At 59.3% G+C, this 17,627-nt stretch carries 17 protein-coding genes and 1 pseudogene; 10 read left to right on the forward strand and 8 right to left on the reverse strand.

From position 1 onward, the window contains the following. The first annotated feature begins 219 nt into the window (after positions 1-219). Both D7241_RS01545 and D7241_RS01550 read left to right on the forward strand, forming a co-directional pair. Positions 220-1,347: a DUF3182 family protein gene (locus D7241_RS01545; RefSeq protein ID WP_408100025.1), complete on the forward strand. Its 1,128-nt coding sequence runs from the start codon at positions 220-222 to the stop codon at positions 1,345-1,347. Continuing rightward, positions 1,331-2,104 carry a S9 family peptidase gene (locus D7241_RS01550; protein ID WP_255983436.1) on the forward strand — a complete coding sequence of 258 codons (774 nt, stop codon included), beginning with the start codon at positions 1,331-1,333 and terminating at the stop codon, positions 2,102-2,104. Before D7241_RS01545 ends, D7241_RS01550 begins: the two co-directional genes overlap by 17 nt. Here D7241_RS01550 and D7241_RS01555 read toward each other — a convergent pair. The 5 genes from D7241_RS01555 to D7241_RS01575 are packed head-to-tail and all read right to left on the reverse strand — an operon-like array spanning position 2,101 to position 7,665. Then, the gene (locus D7241_RS01555) at positions 2,101-3,126 is read right to left on the reverse strand and encodes an ion transporter (protein WP_408100026.1); all 1,026 of its coding nucleotides are present in this window, start codon (positions 3,124-3,126) and stop codon (positions 2,101-2,103) included. The genes D7241_RS01550 and D7241_RS01555 overlap by 4 nt on opposite strands. Then, the gene (locus tag D7241_RS01560) at positions 3,119-3,709 is read right to left on the reverse strand and encodes a cob(I)yrinic acid a,c-diamide adenosyltransferase (protein ID WP_408100027.1); all 591 of its coding nucleotides are present in this window, start codon (positions 3,707-3,709) and stop codon (positions 3,119-3,121) included. The genes D7241_RS01555 and D7241_RS01560 overlap by 8 nt, the downstream gene beginning before the upstream one ends. Positions 3,710-3,724: 15 nt before the next feature. Beyond that, positions 3,725-5,740, reverse strand: a complete 2,016-nt coding sequence (locus tag D7241_RS01565) for an ATP-binding protein (protein ID WP_408100028.1) — start codon at positions 5,738-5,740, stop codon at positions 3,725-3,727. A 42-nt stretch (positions 5,741-5,782) separates the two neighbouring features. After that, a complete protein-coding gene (locus D7241_RS01570) occupies positions 5,783-6,700 on the reverse strand; it encodes a putative 2-dehydropantoate 2-reductase (protein WP_408100029.1) in 918 nt (305 codons plus the stop codon). Beyond that, positions 6,700-7,665 carry a response regulator gene (locus D7241_RS01575; RefSeq protein WP_408100030.1) on the reverse strand — a complete coding sequence of 322 codons (966 nt, stop codon included), beginning with the start codon at positions 7,663-7,665 and terminating at the stop codon, positions 6,700-6,702. Before D7241_RS01575 ends, D7241_RS01570 begins: the two co-directional genes overlap by 1 nt. Positions 7,666-7,810: 145 nt before the next feature. On the opposite strand from D7241_RS01575, the gene D7241_RS01580 reads away from it, so the two are divergent. Both D7241_RS01580 and D7241_RS01585 read left to right on the forward strand, forming a co-directional pair. Then, complete coding sequence (locus D7241_RS01580; RefSeq protein ID WP_255983424.1) at positions 7,811-8,290, forward strand: YajQ family cyclic di-GMP-binding protein; 480 nt, start codon at positions 7,811-7,813, stop codon at positions 8,288-8,290. An 82-nt stretch (positions 8,291-8,372) separates the two neighbouring features. After that, positions 8,373-9,197, forward strand: coding sequence for a mechanosensitive ion channel family protein (locus D7241_RS01585; RefSeq protein ID WP_255983422.1), 825 nt, complete (start codon positions 8,373-8,375; stop codon positions 9,195-9,197). A 39-nt stretch (positions 9,198-9,236) separates the two neighbouring features. Here D7241_RS01585 and D7241_RS01590 read toward each other — a convergent pair whose 3' ends face one another. Together D7241_RS01590 and D7241_RS01595 are read right to left on the reverse strand one after the other, a co-directional pair. Continuing rightward, a complete protein-coding gene (locus D7241_RS01590; RefSeq protein WP_408100031.1) occupies positions 9,237-10,937 on the reverse strand; it encodes an AmpG family muropeptide MFS transporter in 1,701 nt (566 codons plus the stop codon). A 34-nt stretch (positions 10,938-10,971) separates the two neighbouring features. Next, positions 10,972-11,331, reverse strand: a complete 360-nt coding sequence (locus D7241_RS01595; protein WP_255983419.1) for an MGMT family protein — start codon at positions 11,329-11,331, stop codon at positions 10,972-10,974. 147 nt (positions 11,332-11,478) lie between these two features. On the opposite strand from D7241_RS01595, the gene D7241_RS01600 reads away from it, so the two are divergent. Further along, positions 11,479-12,483 carry a DUF481 domain-containing protein gene (locus D7241_RS01600; RefSeq protein WP_255983417.1) on the forward strand — a complete coding sequence of 335 codons (1,005 nt, stop codon included), beginning with the start codon at positions 11,479-11,481 and terminating at the stop codon, positions 12,481-12,483. Positions 12,484-12,582: 99 nt separating this feature from the next. On the opposite strand, the gene D7241_RS01605 is transcribed toward D7241_RS01600, so the two are convergent. After that, positions 12,583-13,341, reverse strand: coding sequence for an SDR family oxidoreductase (locus D7241_RS01605; RefSeq protein WP_255983415.1), 759 nt, complete (start codon positions 13,339-13,341; stop codon positions 12,583-12,585). Positions 13,342-13,446: 105 nt separating this feature from the next. Between D7241_RS01605 and D7241_RS01610 the strand changes: the two are divergent. The 5 genes and pseudogenes from D7241_RS01610 to D7241_RS01630 all read left to right on the forward strand — a co-directional run bounded on the left by D7241_RS01610 (position 13,447) and on the right by D7241_RS01630 (position 17,569). Next, positions 13,447-14,158 (forward strand): annotated as a pseudogene (locus D7241_RS01610) (HugZ family protein). A gap of 126 nt (positions 14,159-14,284) precedes the next feature. Beyond that, positions 14,285-14,749 (forward strand): FxsA family protein, encoded by a 465-nt coding sequence (locus D7241_RS01615; protein ID WP_255983411.1) that lies wholly within the window; start codon positions 14,285-14,287, stop codon positions 14,747-14,749. A gap of 253 nt (positions 14,750-15,002) precedes the next feature. Then, positions 15,003-15,296: a co-chaperone GroES gene (locus tag D7241_RS01620; protein ID WP_408100032.1), complete on the forward strand. Its 294-nt coding sequence runs from the start codon at positions 15,003-15,005 to the stop codon at positions 15,294-15,296. Between the two features lie 57 nt (positions 15,297-15,353). Continuing rightward, positions 15,354-17,003, forward strand: coding sequence for a chaperonin GroEL (groL, locus tag D7241_RS01625; RefSeq protein WP_408100033.1), 1,650 nt, complete (start codon positions 15,354-15,356; stop codon positions 17,001-17,003). A 335-nt stretch (positions 17,004-17,338) separates the two neighbouring features. Further along, positions 17,339-17,569, forward strand: coding sequence for a hypothetical protein (locus D7241_RS01630; RefSeq protein ID WP_408100034.1), 231 nt, complete (start codon positions 17,339-17,341; stop codon positions 17,567-17,569). The last annotated feature ends 58 nt before the right edge of the window (positions 17,570-17,627 follow it).

Consider the following 17,627-nt stretch of genomic DNA (forward strand, 5'->3'; position numbering starts at 1 on the left):
TAACGAAAAGGGGGAGCAGATTTCGGTCTGCTCCCCCTTTTTTGTTCGTGCCGGCTGCAGAGCAGCGTGTTATCGAGGCGATCACGAGGATAGATCGGCGTCATCCACGGTCTACCCAATACACCGGAACCGCTTTGGCTCGGGTGGATCACGAGCGAAACGGGTGGCGATCGTCCAGCCGTCGTACATGTACCAGCAGTCCATGGAGCGAGCCCACAGATGATCAATGCGGATGCGCCGCACATGCCCCGCCGGGTGGTGGTCACCCTGGCCAATCGATCCAGTTACCCGCTACACGAGAAGGTCGTCCACGAGCAGCTCGCAAGGAGACTTGCTGCGCTTCAGGGGCTGGCGTTCATGGGCGAGTACGACCGCGACATCGACTATTCACATCCGCTCTACTTCGTGCCGCCAGGCACCATTGTCGGCATGGATGCGGCGCGTGAATTGGGTCTCGAAAGCGAAGAGGACCTGTTCGGTGGCGTGGTGCCGCAGGCCTTCATCGAGACAAAGGCCATCACTCATCCGCTGATACGGCCCGATGCCGACGCGCCCTTTGGCTGGTCGCGCGACTTCGCCAGCCGGGTCACGGGCAGCGTACTGCCTGGCTATAGCGTTTTTTCGCTGCCTGACGCCCGCGAGGCTGGGCGGCGACTGTTGCACGAAGGCCCGCTGCGGTTGAAACCTGTGTTAGCCACAGGAGGCCGAGGGCAGGCGCAGATCAGCACCGATAAGGAATTGGATCAGGCACTCGAGCACATCGACGAGCAGGAGCTGGCTCGCCACGGTTTGGTCCTTGAAGCCAATCTGGAACATGTGACCACCTTTAGCGTTGGGCAGATTCGCGTTGCCGGTAAGACCGTCAGCTACTACGGCACCCAGCGTCTGACGCAGGACAACAGTGGCGAAACGGTTTACGGCGGGTCGGATCTGGTGGTTTGTGACGGTGATTACGACACCCTGTTGGGGCTCGATCTGCCGGAAAAGGCTCGATTGGCAGTGATGCAGGCGCAGGTCTACGACGAAGCCGCATCAGCGTGCTTCCGAGGCTTTTTCGCGTCCCGCCGCAACTACGACGTCGCCCAGGGCATCGACGGGCGCGGGCGTGCCTGTTCCGGTGTGCTGGAGCAATCCTGGCGAATCGGCGGCGCCAGTGGGGCGGAAATCGCTGCGCTCGAAGCCTTCAGTAAGGGCGCGAGCGGTGTAGTTCAGGCCTCCACCGTAGAGCTTTACGGTGAGGCGCAAAGCGTCCCGCCTGGCGCAATCGTGCTGTTTCGCGATGAAGACGCCGATGTCGGCTTCATAACCAAGTACGTAACGGTGAGGGATCATGGCAACCCACAGTGAAAGCGTAGACATCCTGGTTGACGACGAACACATCGCCGGTACATTTCTGTCGCCTCCGACCAAACTACCCGGTGTGCTCTTCGTGCACGGCTGGGGTGGCAGCCAGGAACGCGACCTGACGCGCGCCAGAGGCATCGCCGGTCTCGGCTGCATTTGTCTGTCGTTCGACCTGCGTGGGCATGCCCTGACCTTGGCGCAACAGCAGACCGTCACGCGCGAGCAGAACCTGAACGATCTATTGGCCGCCTACGACCTGTTGGTGCAGCACCCGAACATCGACTCATCGGCCATCGCCGTGGTTGGCACTAGCTATGGGGGATATCTGGCGGCGCTACTCACCTCCTTGCGACCCGTGAAATGGTTAGCCATGCGCGTACCGGCGCTGTACTCGGACGACGATTGGATGGTGCCCAAGCGTCAACTAAATCGTGATTTGCTCAATCAGCTGCGCGGTCGGCGTGTCGTTGCCGAAGAGAATCGGGCGCTAGCGGCCTGCGCCTCGTTTCACGGCGACGTGCTGATCGTCGAGTCGGAGCATGATCATCTGGTCCCGCATACGACGATCATGAACTACCGTGCGGCGTTCCATCAGACTCACTCGCTGACCCACCGCATCATCCTGGGTGCAGATCACGCCTTGACCAGCGATTGTTGCCAAAAGGCCTATACGGACATCCTGGTCAAGTGGGCGACCGAGATGGTGGTTGGTGCGCGCCTGGATCAGCAGGAAGGCGCTGCGGCTGCCGCAAGATCCTAGCCTGGCGGAGTAGGCGGCTGGATCGGACCGACGAAGCGGCTCCAGCGGCGATCGAGCACTTGCTGCTTGAGCACCTCGATAACGTCCACCAGCAGCTCTTCCAGGGCCAAGTCAGTGTCCTCATCCTGATAGACCCAGGCTTCGAAAAACTCGTCGGCCAGGCTGCGTGCCAATCGCTGGAATTGCGGACTCTGCAGCCCGTCCGCCGCACCTTGCAGCAGCCGTGCAGCAATATCGGCGAGCGCCTCGTCCAAGGTGTCGGCGACTCTGCCACCCAATGGTAGGCGGCGCAGGCTGGCCACCTCGGGGTTGTTCGCAAGTGCCTGGTGAATCAATCCGCCCACATAACCTTCGATGGCGCCACGATGGTCGCGGTAGCCGCTCTCCAGCATCCCCTGCAACCGCCGTGACAAATCATTCAGCAAGCGCTCCTTGCGCGGCCGCACGACTTCTTGCAGCAAGCGTCGGGATAGGTCATCGCTGGCACCGATCTCCTGCTGCAGGCGGCTGAACAGGCGCACCATAACCCGGTCCGCAAGCTCCTCCAGCAGCATCAAGTAGTAGCGTTTGACCAATCCGTAGACAGCCCAGCTGCGGATGTCGATCAGGCCCAGCCGCTGAAGACGGATCAGCAAACTGCCTACCCGCAACACACGTAACCAGCGGAACCCGCTTAGCGGAATGCAGCCGAGCACGTCGTACCAGTGTGCGAAGGGGTAGTAGTACCAGCGCGCATAGCGCCGTTCGAACAACGCAACGGTCCAGCCAAGGATCACATCGAGAATGAATACCGCGACGAAACATAGATCGATCAGTTGGAAGTTGCGGTGGACGATCGTCTCGTATTGCCGATGCAATCCAGGCAACCAGCTGGCGAACATCTGGTTGATCGGCTGCACGATGAACAGGCTGTCGAACAGGATCAGTCCCAGGTTGATGCAGACCAACAGAACGATGAACGTTTCCCAGGCGGCGTGCAGCCCGTCGAGGGATCGGCGTTGGTCTGCGGCGCGTTCAGCCATCGGCATTGGCGGGTGCGTTAGCGGCGTGCCAGAGAATTTCCGCACAGCCCTGGCGACGCGCGATCAGTCGTGCGACGACGAACAGTAGATCCGACAAACGATTGAGATAGGCCAGCCCAACCGGGCGCAGCGGCTCCACGGCGTTGAGCTGCTGACAGCGCCTTTCGCTGGTGCGGGCCATGCTGCGGCATAGATGGGCGAGGGCAATCAGTCGCGAGCCGCCGGGCATGATGAAGTCTTCGAGCGGCCCGAGTTCGGCATTCCAGTGATCTATTGCGGCCTCCAGGCGGGCTACCTCGGCTTCCGTCAACGCCTGATATTCCGGCATCGCCAGTTCACCACCCAGATCGAACAGGCGGTGTTGGCAAGGCGCTAATACCTCGATCAGCTCAGCCAGATCCGGCCATTGCACCTGGGCTTCGGCAAGCTCGGCGAGTAGCAGGCCCAACTGGCTATTGAGCGTATCGATCTCGCCCATGGCTTCGACCCGCGGGTGATCTTTGGGTACGCGACGGCCGTCGGCCAGTCCGGTTTCTCCGGTATCGCCGGTGCGTGTGTAGATTTTCGAAAGTCGATTGCCCATCTGCGATTCCTTGATTCAGCTGTCGTTGGCCTCGGATGGCGATACCAGCGGCAGACGCAGGGTAAAGGTGGTGCCCTGGTCCGGCCTGCACTGCACTTCCATTTGGCCTTTGTGATTGTTGGTGATGATGAAATACGAGACGGAAAGTCCCAACCCGGTTCCCTGGCCTACTTCCTTGGTGGTGAAAAAAGGCTCGAAGATTCGCTTGCGGATGTGTTCGGGTATGCCGACACCGTTGTCTTCCACCTGGATTTCGGCCCATGGCGGGTTCAACCGCGTGCGCAGGATGATCTGCCCTCGCGTCCGCTCGGGTTTCTGGTGAATGGCCTGCGCAGCGTTTTTCAGCAGGTTCAGCAATACCTGTTCGAGTTCGTTGCCGATGCAGGGCACGCGATCTACCTGTGGATCGAAGTCGCGGACTATTTCGATGGAGCGAAAATCGAAGCTATCGATCAGGGCGAAGTCGTTGCCTGCGATCTCCAGCGCCTGGTCGATCAACACGGTCAGTTGGCATTCAGCCAGTTGCCGGTTGCTCAGACGACTGAAGCTCAGCATATGGCTGACGATCTTCGCCGCACGTGAGCCGGCTTGTTGGATGCCATCGAGCAGCTGCGGTATTTCCCGCCGCTGCAGATATTGGTTGACTGCTTCCAGCAACACGCCGGTTTCATCGGCCGCCTCGCGGTTTCGCTCCAAGTCGGGAGACAGGCGTCGGCGGATGTTCTGTGCGTTGTGCAGAATGGCACCGAGAGGGTTGTTGATCTCGTGCGCCATGCCGGCGGCCAGGCTGCCCACAGAAAGCATTTTTTCCGACTGCACCATGATTTCTTCCATATTGATGCGCTCGGTGATGTCGTCGATGCGGATCACCACACCGCGGCCGCCACCTCCCATCAGTGGATAGAGTGTCAGCGCGTAATGCCGGGGCTGGTCGTTGAAGGCCCAGGTGACGCGCTCGATCGTCTCCACCTGATGCCGTTCGGACGTACGGCGAATTTGCGTGAGAAAGGGCTTGAGCGGTTCGAAGGCGATGAATACCGGCTGGTTCAATGCATCGTCGATCGATGTGCCGGAGAGCGCGCTGGCCTGCTGATTCCACTGGGTCACGTAGAGTTGCTCGTCTAACGCGATCAGAACCGATGGCATCGAGTCGATGATGCTGTTCAGGTAGTTCTGGAAGCCGGTGAGCTTTTTTTCGATCTTGCTGCGGACCTGAACCTCCAGCTCCAGCTTGCGGTTGGAGTGACGGGTTTCCTCCGCCAGCCCCTGGGCATGGTCAAAGGCGTCCTGGGCATCGTCTCGGGCGCGCTTGAGCTGCTGCTCGCGGGCCTCCATACGCGACAGCATGGTGTTGAACGCATCGCCAAGGTGACCGATCTCGTCCTGGTTTCTGGGCGTCGCCCGCAATGAGTAGTTTTCCTCACGCGTCACCTGACGGGACAGGGCTTCAAGGTCGCGGATCGGGCGGGTGATCAACCTGCGTATCTGCCGCGCGACCAAGACCCACAGCAACAGACTGGCCACGAGAATTGCAACGCTGGCGGTCAGGGTGCCGGTATAGAAAGCGCCAGGCAATTCGCTGCTGGCGACGATTAGAAAGTGACCCGGCGGGCCTGCTGCTTGCGGCAGCTCAACCAATAGGTTGGCGCGCATTTCGGTCATCTGCCATGCCGGAAGCTTGCTGATCTGCTGCGGCAGGTCCAGCGGGTCGCCGCGATACAGTTGCGCCAGGCTTCGGCCAGTGCTGTCGTAGATCATGGCTGCACGTAGCGGGGCGTAGTCGTTCAACTTCTGCAGCAGTTCGTTGGCAGCCGCTTCGGATTCGAGGGCGCGGTTGCTCAGTTCGGGTGTTGCAAATAGTGCCCCGAGCGTATGCATGGCCTGGGGCGCGACGCTCTGACGGGAGATCCAGTAAGCGGCACTGATGAATGCGAGGTTGGAAACCAGCAGTACCGTAGCAAGCAGTACGAGCAGGGCGATCAGCAACTTGCGGCCGACCGGGAGATTTTCGAGACGCTGGCGCAGGGTCATGGCAGGCACGGGCGAGGGGTGTTTCAGCAGGGTAGCGGTGCCTCAGTCCGCGGGCAATCCGTGACGGTGCAGGAAAGTTTGAAGCTGCTCCAGCAGCTTGTGCAGCTCGACCGCCATCAGACCATGCTGCCGAGCCGCCTGACAGGCCTGGCCGAGCAGAAAGCTGATTTCGGTCCGACGCCCGCTTCGCACGTCCTGATGCATCGACGAGTAATTGTTGGCAGTGGCCTCGATTACGCGCAGCACTTCTTCTTCGAGCCCGCGGGCCGCATCGCCCTGATTGCACGCCGTGAGTATTTCGCGGAGCTCGTTGCAAAGCGTGTGTAGCTGTTCGCGGTGAATCAGCAATTCACCGTTGCGGCAATCATGCAGAACGGTCAGCGGATTGATTGCACAATTGAGTGCCAGCTTGCGCCACAACTTGGCCAGGATGTCGGCGGTCCAGTCGTGCGGAATGCCTGCGGCGACTAATTTATCCAGCCATGGCGGTGGGTTTCGATGGTTGGGTTCGCCAAGCCAGTTCTGCCCTTGGCCGGCGTGTACGATCTGGAAATCCGCCTGACGGTAGGCTCCTTCGGTACTGGAAACGAAGACGCAGCGGCTTTCTGGCCAGCGCGCCGCGATGGCTTGCTGACTGCCCAGACCGTTCTGCAACAGGAGGATTTCCGAACCTTTCGACAGCCGTGGCGCCACCTCGGCGATTGCGGCTTCGGCATCGTAGGCTTTGCAGGCAACCAGCAGCCTTCGTATCGGCGCGGCGGCATCCGGCAGTTCGGCGGGCACTGGATAGAGATTGGTCACGCCATCCTCGGTCAGGCTGAGGCCACCGGCGGCGTGGTAATCGGCAAGTCGTCCAGAGTTGCGCAGAACGATCCGCAGCGGCATGCCGGCGCGGAACAGGCGCGTTGCCCAGAGCCCTCCGAGGCTCCCAGCGCCGAGAACGTGCCAGGTAACGGTCATCAGGCAGGTTGTTTATAGCGCAGGGGGACGATACGGCCCGTGGTGTATGCATCGGGCAGCAAAGCCTCCGCGCGTTCGAACACCAGCCGCGGGTCAACGGGTAGAGCATCCGCGTCAAGGCTGACCAGACCGATGCCGGCCTTGACCGAGATGAAGCCTTCGCTGGTCTTGAAGGCCTTGAGGTTCAGCCCCTCATGCAGACGTTTGAAGCTGCTTGGCGAGCAACCTTGCAAATCGTCTACCAGAGCAAGCAGGCCGAAGTGGTTGTCATCCAGTCGAGTGAGGATGTCCAGCGGCCGTACCAGCTGCTGCAGGCGCCGCGCCACACCGCGCAGCAGTTCATGATGGAAATGTTCACCGTAGCGCTGCCGCTGGCTGGCGATTTCCGGAAGACCGATCGCCAGGTAGCACAGTGCTCCGCCACGGCTTTCGATCTGACGCAGGCTGTCGCCGAGTTTTTGCCTGAGATAACGTGTGTTGCCGAGGCCTGTGACCGGGTCGATCAGGTTGCGCTGTTCAAGACTGGCGATGTTTTCGGTCAGCAGACGGTTTTCCCGCATCAGTCGCTGCAGGGAGCCGCAGATGCGATCAGCGGCGTAAACCCGTGGCACCAGTTGATCGTTCATCGCCGACTTGCCAATGAAGTCATCCACGCCGTGATCGAAAGCTTTGCTCAATACGTCCTGACCGTCGCGCCCGGTAAGCAGGATGATATAGGTGTAGTGATCGGACATTTCGTCCTGCTGGCGCACCTGGCCGGTTAGTTCCAAGCCGTCCATTTCAGGCATCAACCAGTCGGCGAGCAGAACATTGGCTGGGCGCTGCTCGATCAGCTCCAACGCGGCGCTGGCGCTATTGGCGAAGCGGACATCTTCATAACCGGCCTTGGACAGGACGCGACCGATCATCACGCTGGAAAACTTGGCGTCGTCGACCACCAGAATGCTGAGTTGAGGGTTGGGCATGCATGAGCTCAGTGAAGAGGGGGATTGCCATAACATGGGTGGTCGGGCGTTACTGGCCTGAACAGTTATAATGATGGCGCATTTGAACCGTCAAGCTAAGCGCGCTGGATCACACCGTCGCGCCGTTTCTATCTGGAGGAAGCCCATGCCCTCGTTCGACGTGGTGTCCGAATTGGACAAGCACGAAGTCACCAACGCCGTCGACAACGCTGTCAAGGAACTGGATCGGCGTTACGATCTGCGCGGTAAAGGCAGTTTCGAGTTCAAGGAACTGACGGTCCATTTGACTGCGGATGCCGATTTCCAGCTTGAGCAGATGCTGGAAATCCTCAAGCTGAGCCTGGTCAAGCGCAAGATTGATATCCAGTGTCTGGAATTCAAGGATCCGTTCCCCTCCGGAAAATCAGTCAAGCAAGATGTCGTGCTGCGCGAGGGTATCGACAAGGAGCTGGCGAAGAAGATCGTCGCCTATATCAAAGAGGCCAAGCTCAAGGTGCAGGCAGCTATCCAGGGTGAGCAGGTTCGGGTAACCGGCAAGAAGCGCGACGATCTGCAGGAAGCCATCGCGCTGCTGCGAGCAAAGGATTTCGGCATGCCGCTGCAATTCAACAACTTCCGCGACTGATTACCTGCACGCTAGCGTGCCTTTCCCGCTTTAACCGAGCGGTCCTCCCGGATCGTTCGGTGTCTTAAGGAGATTCCTACTGATGGATTTCAGTGTCGATTATCTGGTCGATCTTTCCGAGGCATGGTTGCCGATCGTTCTTCAATACGGTGCTCAGCTATTGCTGGCGCTAGCGACCTTCCTGATTGGCTGGTGGCTGATCAACAAGCTCGTCAGCAAGCTCGGCGGTCTGCTACAGCGACGCCAGGTCGATCCTTCGCTGCACGGTTTCATCGAGAGCCTTTCGGGCATCGTGCTGAAGATCCTGCTGCTGGTCAGCGTGGCATCGATGATCGGGGTGGAAACGACCTCGTTTATCGCGGTAATCGGTGCGGCCGGTCTGGCCATTGGTCTAGCGCTGCAAGGCAGCCTGGCCAATTTTGCTGGCGGGGTGTTGATTCTGCTGTTTCGCCCGATCCGCGTGGGTGAATGGATCGAAGCCCAAGGTGTCGCCGGGACTGTGCATTCAATTCAGATCTTCCATACGATCCTCAAGTCCGGCGACAACAAGACCATCGTGGTGCCCAACGGCAGCTTGTCCAACGGCCACATCACCAATTATTCCCGTGAACCGCGTCGTCGCGCCGATATCAATATCGGTATCGATTACGGCTCGGATATCAAGCTGGCACGCAAGATTCTGTTGGAAATCGCCGATGACGAACGTGTGCTGCGCGATCCAGAGCCGGTGGTCTATGTCACCGCCCTGGCTGATAACTCGGTGAATCTATCGCTACGGGTGTGGGTGGCAACCGGTGACTTCTGGCCAGTGACTTTCGAATTTACCGAGCGGGTGAAGGAAAGCTTCGACGAGGCGGGGATCGGTATTCCGTTTCCGCAGCGTGTGGTGCATCTGGTTCAGAGCTGAGGTTCAATCGGAAAAAAACCGGCAAGTGCCGGTTTTTTTTCAGCTGCGCTCGTTGGTGGCCTGCGGATCGGCCGTATCCAGTTGCCGGCGGCTGCGTGACCATTGCCAGACGATCAGCACAAGGGTCGGTACGCCGAGCAACGCGGTAACCAGGAAGAAGTCGCTGTAGCCGAGATGCTCCACCATGACACCGGAGTAGCCGCCGAGCAGGCGTGGCAACAGCAGCATCAACGAACTCAGCAAGGCGTACTGGGTGGCCGAGAACTTCAGGTTGGTCAGGCTCGACAGGTAGGCCACGAAGGCGGTGGAGGCCAGGCCACCACTGAAGTTATCGCAGGAAATGGTCACGATCAGCATGTTCAGGTGCGCGCCCATTTCCACCAGCAACATGAACATGAGATTGGTTGCCGCGGATGCAACTCCGCCGAGGAACAGGATCGGCAGGATGCTGAAACGTACGATCAACAGACCACCGAAAGCCGCACCGAGCAAGGTCATGATTAACCCGAACAGCTTGCTGACGCTGGCGATTTGATCCTTGCTAAAGCCTTGGTCGATATAGAAGACATTGGCCATGACGCCCATCACCGTGTCGGACATCCGGTACGTGGCAATCAGCCCCAGCAACAGCAAAGCCTGCCAGCGATAGCGCAGGATGAAGTCGGTGATAGGTGTAAGGACCGGGCCCATCAGCACCCGGCCGGGCCCAGACAGGCAGCCCCAGCAGATCAGCAGGTACATGGTGCCGCGTGGCCAGTAACCTCCCCAGTAAGACTGGAACATGCCGGTGGTCGATACCATCAGGATGATCAGCACGATCACCGAGACCGCCTGGTGAACGAAATCGAACCGAGCAGGGCGCTGGCGCTGACCTGCCTGATGCAGCATTTGTCGCACCGGAACCAGCAAAGAGCGGCCCCAAGGCGACAGCGAACCGATGATAAACAGTAGATATAGAGTTGCGCGCGGCCAAGCCTGGGCAATCAGGGCGTTGATCATCGCTGGCACGGAAATGAGCAATACCAGCAACAGGCCAACCGCTGCCAACTGGTGGTTGAAGCTGAACTTCGAGGGCTCATTGGGCAACGGAGCCGCACCTTGGGGTTCCGGAATCAGCAGACTGGTGATCAGACCCGGCAGAATCAGCAGGGCGAAGGCGATATAGGTGGTCGCCCAGGCGGTCTGGCTGTACTCGAGGTTGGTCGAGCCTAGCCATTCAGCGAGAAATAACGCGCCGGCGCTGGCCAGTAGCATGGCGATGCGGTAACCGGTCATGTAGCTTGCTGCCAACGTCGCTTGCAGCTTGTCTTCGGCGATCTCCAGGCGGTAGGCATCGATGGCGATGTCCTGGGTCGCCGAGGCGAAGGCGACCGCGACGGCCAAGGCGATCAGCATCGTCAGGTTGTGTTGCGGGTTACACAGCGCCATGCCGACCAGGCCAATGGCAATCACCGCCTGTGACAGCACCAGCCAGGAGCGGCGTCGGCCCAGCGCGCCGATCCAGGGCAGGCGCCATTGGTCGAGCATCGGCGACCAGACCCACTTGAAGGCGTAGGCCAGGCTGATCCAGCTGGCAAAACCGATGGTTTCGCGTGATACGCCTGCTTCGCGCAGCCATACCGAGAGCGTTGAAAACACCAGAATTGCCGGGAGGCCTGCGGCGAAGCCGAGCACCAGTAACGTCAGCGAGGCAGGGCTGGCATAGGCGGCGAGGGCGGAGCGCCAGGTTTCACGGGACATATGACGGGACGGAGATAAACATGAAGCGCGCACTCTACCCGCTGTACTCCGCCGAATGCCAGCCGTGCCGACGTATGTCCACGCGGTCGTTAAAGATGGTCACTCCTTCGGCGCGCAGGCGCATGCGCTGTTCGTGCCCGGCAGCGCTGCCGGCTGGCAGGCTTAGGCGCCCTCCGGCGGCGATCACTCTGTGCCAGGGCAGGCTGGTGTCATTGGGTAGTTGCGACATCAGCCTGCCGACCCAGCGTGCTGCACGGCCGAGCCCTGCCATGGCGGCCAGTTCGCCATAGCTCACGACCTTGCCTTCAGGTATTTGTGCCATGACCAAATAGACGGCCGAGCGACGGGACTCGGCATCAGCACCGGGCGGTAACAGAGGCGGTTGCTCAATCATGCTAGATGCTTCCTATGTACGGCTGGCTTGTCGATCAGAGCAGCACATGAACTACGCCCCCGTTCAGCGGTCAGTGCTTGCTGTAATTAAAAGCATAGGGATAATGCCAGCCTTTTAACCGCACTTACCCCAGAATTTCAGCACTTTATGTTCTCCAAAACTCTTTTTTGCGTGTCCCTTTCCGTATTCTCCCTGCCGTCGCTCGCAGATACCGTATGGCTGAAAAATGGTGATCGCCTGACCGGAAAGATCAGCGTGCTCGATGGCGGAAAATTACTTATCGAGACCGATTATGGCGGCTCGATTCCAGTGAAATGGAGTCAGGTCGCAACGCTGGAAAGCAATCAGCAACTACTGGTCAAACAGGACGATGTCACAGGCGAAGTGGCGAAATCGCTGCAGGCCGCCGACGATGGCAAGGTCACTCTGACCAACGGCGGCGCACCGCGCACGGTCGAGCTTGCCAGCATCTCGCAAATCATCCATCCGAAGCCGCTGATCCAGGATCTGACCTGGAAGGGTAACGTGGATGTGGCAATGGACTACAAACGCGCCGAAACCGATACCGACGACTACGACGTATCCTTCGATACCTCGGCGCGTCATGGCCTTTGGCGCCACAACGCAATCGCCAATTACAACCGTGAATACCGCGATGGCGTCACCGCGACGGACAACTGGGATGCCGAATACGCGCTGGACCGCTTTATCGATGAGCACTGGTTCTGGCAGGGGCGTTTTGAATACAAGCGCGACAAGGTCGAGGATATTCGCCGTCAGCGCACCATAGGTACCGGTCCGGGTTATCAGTTCTGGGACAACGACTTGGGTGCTTTCTCCCTGGCTTCGCTGGTCAACCGCAGTGACTACGAATTTGCGAGCGGAGAGAAGGAAAATTTCTACTCGCTGGCCATGAAGTGGGACTACAACCGTTATCTGGTGGGCAAGACGTTCGAGCTGTTCAGTAACGGCGAAATCGGCAAGCCGCTGGAGAATGTCGCTGATTACGAACTCGATGCCGAGGTGGGCCTGCGCTACAAGGTGACCGACTGGGCATCGCTCAATATGAAAGCCGAAAAAGATATCGTCAGTGGCGCGGAAAGCAATCTCGACGAGACGCGCTACAGCATCGGCTTTGGGATAGGTTGGTAAGCTTCAAACTGCAAGAAAAAGCCGGAGGCTGGACGAGCCAGCGGAGTGACAGCAAATGTAAAAGCGACGCCCAGTCAAGCGTCGCTTTTACTTGCGTCTTTACAGGCGCAACCCGCCGTCCAGCTCCAAAATTCGCCCGGTGTAATAGTCGTTCTCGAAAATGTACGCGACCGAGTGGGCGATCTCCATGGGCTTGCCGAGTCGCTTGAGCGGAATGCCGGCCGTCATCTTCTCGAGTGCTTCGGGTTTCATGCTGGCGACCATTTCGGTCTCGATGAAGCCCGGCGCAACACCCGCAACGCGTATGCCGTAGCGCGCCAGTTCCTTGGCCCAAACCACTGTATCGGCAGCGACACCAGCCTTGGCAGCCGAGTAGTTCGCCTGGCCCATGTTGCCGGCGCGCGAGATCGAGGAGATGTTGACGATCGCGCCCTGACGCTTCAGTTCGATCATTTTTGCCGCTACCTCACGGGTGCAGAGGAATACCCCGGTCAGGTTGACGTCGATTACAGCCTGCCATTGCGCCAGGCTCATCTTTGACAGTTCGCCATCTTTTACCTTGATGGTCAGGCCATCACGGAGGATGCCGGCATTGTTGACGAGGCCATCGAGGCCGCCGAAGTCATCGCTGACCTGGCTCACCATGTGGCTGACCTGTTCTTCATTGGCGACGTTGCACAGATAGGCTCGCGCATCGCCACCGGCGCTCTTGCAGGCCGCTACAGCTTCGTTCAGACGATCCTGATTGAGGTCGACCAATGCCAGGCGTGCGCCTTTGCCAGCGAGGTACTCCCCCATCGCGCGTCCGAGGCCCTGGCCACCACCGGTGATAATGATGACCTTGTCTTTGAGCTGCATGCGAATCTCCTTTTGGTAGTTCTGCTGCGAGAAACGACGCCCCAGCAGGTGAAACCGTTATGCTGAGCACCCCGTTGAATCAAACAAACTTATCGAGGAGCCCCTGTGAGCGCTGAAGCCGTCAAGCATGCCCGACAACTCCTGCTCAAGGAATACCGTGGCGTGCTCTCTACGCACTCCCAGGCGATGCCCGGATATCCCTTCGGGTCGGCGGTACCCTACTGCCTGAGCGAGAACGGCTGTCCGCTGATCCTGATCAGCCGAATTGCCCAGCACACGAAAAACCTCAAAGCCGATCCGCGTTGCTCGTTGCTCGTTGCTAATCGCAGAGCGCGGCGCTGAAGACGTGCAGGCAACCGGCCGCCTGACCATGCTGGCCGAGGCTCGGATGCTCACCGAATCGCTGGCCATCGACGCGGCAGCCGAGCGCTACTACCGCTACTTCCCAGAGTCACGCGATTACCACCGTGTACACGATTTCGATTTCTGCGTCCTGCAACCGGTGCGCTGGCGCTACATCGGTGGCTTCGGTGCGATTCACTGGTTGGACGACGTTGCTCTGGCCAATCCATTTGCCCAGGCTGATGGTGGCGAAGGCGAAATGCTCGAGCATATGAATAGCGACCATGCTGCGGCGATTGCCCATTACGTCGAGCGGGCAGGGTTACCGCCAGCTCCTGAGGCCTCAATGGTCGGTATTGATAGCGAAGGCTTTCATCTACGCATCGGTCAGGCCATCCACTGGCTGGCGTTCCCAGCTTCTTGCCGCAACCCAGGCGCGGTGCGACAGGCGCTGGTGGCGATGGCCCGGAACTGATTCAGCCTGACGTAAGCGTAGGGGCGAATAATTCGGTTACAGCCTCTTTCACGAACGGGTTGAATTCGGCGCAGACTGCCGTCATTTACACGAGATCGGAAGCCGTTCTTCCGTCAAGGACTATCGATGCGCATTTTCTTATTGCTGTTTCTCCTGTTTCCGCTGGCCGAGCTGGCGTTGCTGATCAAGGTCGGCAGCTCCATCGGTGTGATACCTACCATCCTGCTGCTGCTGATCAGTGGCATGGCCGGCATTCTGCTGTTGCGTCTGGCAGGTTTTGCCACCGCTTGGCGTGCGCGCGAGCGGCTGGCTCGCGGCGAACTGCCGGAGCGGGAAATGCTCCAGGGCCTGATGATGGCCGTCGCGGGCGGTTTGCTGTTCCTGCCGGGCTTTCTCAGCGACATCATCGCATTGCTGGTGCTGTTTCCACCGTCGCGCAAGCTGTTTCTGGGCATCGTCCGCCGCCGCGTCGAAGCTCAGGCAGAGCGCCGGCGCGCGTTTGCCGATGATTTGCGCCAACAGCAGGAGCATCGCGCTGGGCCACAGCGTCCAAACGTGATCGAGGGCGAGTGGGAGCGTCGCGATAAGTGACCCCGCTTTTTCGGTCAGAAAACAAGCATGTACAGGCATGTCTTTTAATTTTTTCAGATGTAAAAAATCGCCCTTGTCCCCTTGAAATCCTTTTGCGCGCCCGCATGTAGCGGTCACCGCAAGGTCGCTGTCGAGTTTTGACAGTCCGTCTTCTGCGGCTCGCATTGCGGGCCGCAACCGGCACCGCCGGATTTGCCAACCCGCCGATGTGATGCATCGGCATGGAAACCACTGTACTTAGGAGAGATCGACAATGAAGCTTCGTCCTCTGCATGACCGCGTCGTGATTCGTCGCAGCGAAGAAGAAACCAAGACCGCAGGCGGCATCGTGCTGCCGGGCTCCGCTGCAGAAAAGCCGAACCGTGGCGAAATCGTCGCAGTTGGTGCTGGCCGCGTTCTGGACAACGGCGAAGTACGCGCGCTGGCCGTCAAGGTTGGCGACCAGGTCGTATTCGGCCCTTACTCCGGCAGCAACACCGTCAAGGTTGACGGTGAAGACCTGCTGGTGATGAGCGAGAACGAGATTCTCGCCGTCGTCGAAGCCTGATCAGCGCTCGCTCAAAGCGAACTGCGTTCCATCAACAGAATTTGAGGAAGAATCAACATGGCTGCTAAAGAAGTTAAATTTGGCGACTCCGCTCGCAAGAAGATGCTCGCTGGTGTCAACATCCTGGCTGACGCGGTAAAAGCGACCCTCGGCCCGAAAGGCCGTAACGTGGTTCTCGAAAAGAGCTTCGGCGCTCCGACCATCACCAAGGACGGCGTTTCCGTTGCCAAGGAAATCGAGCTGAAGGATCGTTTCGAGAACATGGGCGCGCAGCTGGTCAAGGACGTTGCGTCCAAGGCCAACGACGAAGCCGGTGACGGCACCACTACCGCTACCGTTCTGGCCCAGGCCATCGTCAACGAAGGCCTGAAAGCCGTCGCTGCCGGCATGAACCCGATGGATCTGAAGCGCGGCATCGACAAGGCGACCATCGCCGTTGTTGCCGAGCTGAAGAATCTGGCCAAGCCGTGCACCGACTTCAAAGCCATTGCGCAGGTCGGCACCATCTCCGCCAACTCTGATACTTCCATCGGCGCGATCATCGCTGAAGCCATGGAAAAGGTCGGCAAGGAAGGCGTCATTACCGTTGAGGAAGGCTCGGGCCTGGAAAACGAACTGTCCGTTGTAGAAGGCATGCAGTTCGACCGCGGCTACCTGTCCCCGTACTTCATCAACAAGCCGGACACCATGGTTGCCGAGCTGGACAGCCCGCTGCTGCTGCTGGTCGACAAGAAGATCTCCAACATCCGCGAAATGCTGCCGGTGCTGGAAGCTGTCGCCAAGGCTGGCCGTCCGCTGCTGATCGTTGCTGAAGATGTCGAAGGCGAAGCGCTGGCGACTCTGGTCGTCAACAACATGCGCGGTATCGTCAAGGTTGCTGCTGTAAAGGCGCCAGGTTTCGGCGATCGTCGCAAGGCCATGCTGCAGGACATCGCTATCCTGACTGGCGGTACCGTGATTTCCGAAGAAGTCGGTCTGAGCCTGGAAACCGCTACCCTGGAGCATCTGGGTAACGCCAAGCGCGTCGTGCTGAACAAAGAAAACACCACCATCATCGATGGTGCTGGTCAGCAGGTCGACATCGAAGCCCGTGTTGCGCAGATCCGCAAGCAGGTCGAAGACACCACGTCCGACTACGACAAAGAGAAGCTGCAAGAGCGTCTGGCCAAGCTGGCTGGCGGTGTTGCCGTGATCAAGGTCGGTGCCGGTACCGAAGTCGAGATGAAAGAGAAGAAGGCTCGCGTTGAAGACGCCCTGCACGCTACTCGTGCGGCCGTCGAAGAAGGCGTGGTTCCTGGCGGTGGTGTCGCGCTGGTTCGCGCGCTGCAGGCCATCTCCGAGCTCAAGGGCGAGAACGAAGACCAGAACGTCGGTATCGCTTTGCTGCGCCGCGCTGTCGAAGCACCGCTGCGCCAGATTGTGGCCAACGCTGGCGGCGAGCCGAGTGTGGTTGTTGACAAGGTCAAGCAGGGCGAAGGCAACTTCGGTTTCAACGCTGCGTCCGACACCTACGGCGACATGATCGAGATGGGTATCCTCGATCCGGCCAAGGTTACCCGTTCCGCACTGCAGGCTGCTGCCTCCATCGGCGGTCTGATGGTTACCACCGAAGCCATGGTCGCCGAAAGCATCGACGATAAGGCTGCTCCAGCCATGCCGGACATGGGTGGCATGGGCGGTATGGGTGGCATGGGCGGCATGATGTAAGCCAGCCGTTCCGAGTTGTAAAAAAGCCCCGCCTCGTGCGGGGCTTTTTTATGTGCGCTTGGATGTGCATGGGATTGGCTGCGCTCTGTCAGGCTTTAGTTGGATTCCTCGTCAGCAGGGCTGTGCGTCGCGCTCAAACGTAGGATGGGCGAAAGCCCATCGCGCATAATTGATGGGTTGCAACCCATCCTACGAGATGCTGCTGAAACGGGTACTTTGCTATGCGGTCAGACGCTTTTGCTATTGAGTAACCGCTTGTCATCTTTCTTCGGCACGCTACCCGTTTGTGGACTACGTTGAGCTCCTCAGCTCACGTAATAACAAGGGCTTGCGCGATGAAGCTTGAAATTGCACGAGGATTGTTTTTTATCGGCGCGCTTGGCGTTGCCTCGCTGTGCGCGGCAGCTTGGAGCGAGCCGGATACCAAGGTCGTGGCGCGCAGTGCGCTCAGTGAGCATTGTCCGGTGCCACGCATGGACAGGATTTCGGCATCTGGCATACGACCCGATCACGATCTGTTGTTGTTCATGTACGGCTTGTCGCAAAGCTTGGTGGGTCGAGGTTGATTTCCGCTACAGGCCTTGCCCTATCGATAGGGGAGGGAGCGCGACCTTAGAAGAGGTC

Source organism: Stutzerimonas sp. VN223-3 (assembly GCF_045999685.1).
Classification (GTDB): domain Bacteria; phylum Pseudomonadota; class Gammaproteobacteria; order Pseudomonadales; family Pseudomonadaceae; genus Stutzerimonas; species Stutzerimonas stutzeri_AR.